The organism is Moritella viscosa (assembly GCF_900120065.1).
Lineage (GTDB): Bacteria > Pseudomonadota > Gammaproteobacteria > Enterobacterales > Moritellaceae > Moritella > Moritella viscosa.
The window spans coordinates 1-2,155 of sequence record NZ_FPLG01000041.1 but is presented as its reverse complement, the minus strand read 5'-3'; the positions used below and the strand labels follow the sequence as shown (position 1 = coordinate 2,155).

Sequence of the window (2,155 nt, the reverse complement as noted above, 5' to 3'; positions counted from 1 at the left end):
GATCTTTATCATCGCCTTAGAGTGATCGTAGCAAAAAGACACTTAGTTGGCCAAAGTGAGTTGTCACACGACGATTTTGCATTGATGCTGACCGTACCCTTTGCGTTTTCTGCCGAACAGATAGGGCCAGCATTCACAGATTCATTCAAGGCGCGGATTTTGCAAATTAGGATGAAGAACGCGGCGGATATGGTAGCAAAGTTAGATGGCTTGTTTAAACCGATTGACCCACAACAATATTTTCCTGTGATGTCAGTACTTGGGAATGCCATTTTCGGACGTATTTCAAGTTTGGCAGGTGCCCGTGAGAAGTTGATTGAAGATACTGTTGTTGAAGTCCTAAAAGAACATGGTCTAAGACGCTTGGTCGCGCAATCCTTATATGATGTTACAACGACTCAGGGAGGAGAAAACCTACCAGCAGTGTTCAGGGAACGTCTAGCGTTCAGTCGCGCAGGTATCAAGAAACCTGATATTCTGATCCTTCGAAATGCATTAGCTAGCCATGATGGTGATACCCGTGATTTGACACGCGAACGTATTAGTGAATTGATGCCTAACACTACCCAAATTTTCATTGAGAACCAATTCCATAGTCCAGAAAATTATGACTTGTTCGTCGAAATTATGGATGGGCGCATTGATGGTATTGCACGTCAAGATGATCTTCAAGATGAAGATACGCGCCAGGATTTGAATCGAAAATTATGTGTGGTTGCGCAGGCTGAATTATTTGCAGGGCTTGATCGAAAACAACAACGCCTGCTCGCATTTAGTGCGCAATGGCAGAAAGTAGAAGCCGGAACCGTGATTTTTAAAGCAGGTCAAGAAGCAGATGCTTCCTATCTGTGTGTTAAGGGTTCATCTGGATTATACTGGCCAGAAAGTCAGGGCGAGCAACACTTGGTATCAGAAATTTTGCCTGGACGATTAATCGGGGATTTGGCTCTCATCAATAACGAGCCACGTCTATTAGACTTAATTGCAATAGAAGACAGTGTATTTCTACGAATCGGTGCCACCGAGTTACGGGCTGTGATCGAAAATGATGCGATGGTAGCGACAAGCTTGCTGCACTCAGTGGCCGGACACCTGTCGGAAACGGCGACAAAACTACGAGCTATACGCGCATTTGCTGCTGAACGAGGAGTCGATTTAACTGAATTCGATCAGCGTTAAGTGAGATATATTAGACGGATGTTCAACAAGGCAATGAAGTAGACTAATTCAATAAGGTTATTTTTTACAACCTGAATAGTCTCTGATCTAAAGTGAGTACAACACTTATGTTGCTTTCAAAAGAGGAAAACTAAACTTGATAGATGTGTTACAGGACTTTAAGCAGCTCGTTTCAAATGGTTATTTTTGTATCCACCCACATAGTTGGTTAATAGCCCAGGCAAAAGGCCGTACGCTACCTTACGATTCTGATATTAGATTCGGTAATATAGAGTATAAAGGCAAAAAATTTCGGCGTGGTATTTCTTTGGATACTCTCAAAAAAATAGAGAAGAATGGAAAAGAAAACTTCTACTTGTGTGACAAAAACACTACTGAAGTCTATAACCGTGAAATGAAAGCCATGGGTATGAACGAACATTCTATAAATTGCACTTTTGAAGAAATGTATTCTGAATTTGAGTCAGAAATTTATTTGGGTTCGGGTTGTAGAGCCGATCTGATATTCAAAAGCTTAATTATTGAAGTTAAGAAGTTAAATGCTTGGAAACATGCCCTCGGCCAAGTACTGTCCTACCGCTATCATAAACCAAATCATAAATGCGTGATTCTACTCTTTGGAAAACCTGAAATCCCACAATACATTGCAGATATTAATATAATTTGTAGTTATTATGATGTCGCGGTACATTATTTATCTACTGGCAGTAAGAATAATACTGTTTTGGCTGAGGTGTACCGTCTTAGTAATACCTTTGACTAACTCACCGCTTTTTCCTTAATGAAAAGGCTTAATGCTGTAAACAGTTTACTTTTGTTCGTTCTGGCGGTGTTAATTTTTCCATACTTCAGTCATTCTAACCGACAGCTTTGAAGCTTAAGTTGTAACTCACTTGTATCCGATAACTGAGTTAGAACAAGTTAGTTACAACACGATAAATTAAGCTAATTCAATATCTATCCAAGTGTAGTGCCC

General features: G+C 40.4%; 2 protein-coding genes. Both read left to right on the top strand.

Annotated elements, in window-relative coordinates:
* The first annotated feature begins 159 nt into the window (after nt 1-159).
* On the top strand, nt 160-1,179 hold the full coding sequence (locus tag BT797_RS07080; RefSeq protein ID WP_244893718.1) for a cyclic nucleotide-binding domain-containing protein: 1,020 nt from the start codon (nt 160-162) through the stop codon (nt 1,177-1,179).
* Between the two features lie 136 nt (nt 1,180-1,315).
* The gene (locus tag BT797_RS07075) at nt 1,316-1,942 is read left to right on the top strand and encodes a hypothetical protein (RefSeq protein ID WP_075471479.1); all 627 of its coding nucleotides are present in this window, start codon (nt 1,316-1,318) and stop codon (nt 1,940-1,942) included.
* The last annotated feature ends 213 nt before the right edge of the window (nt 1,943-2,155 follow it).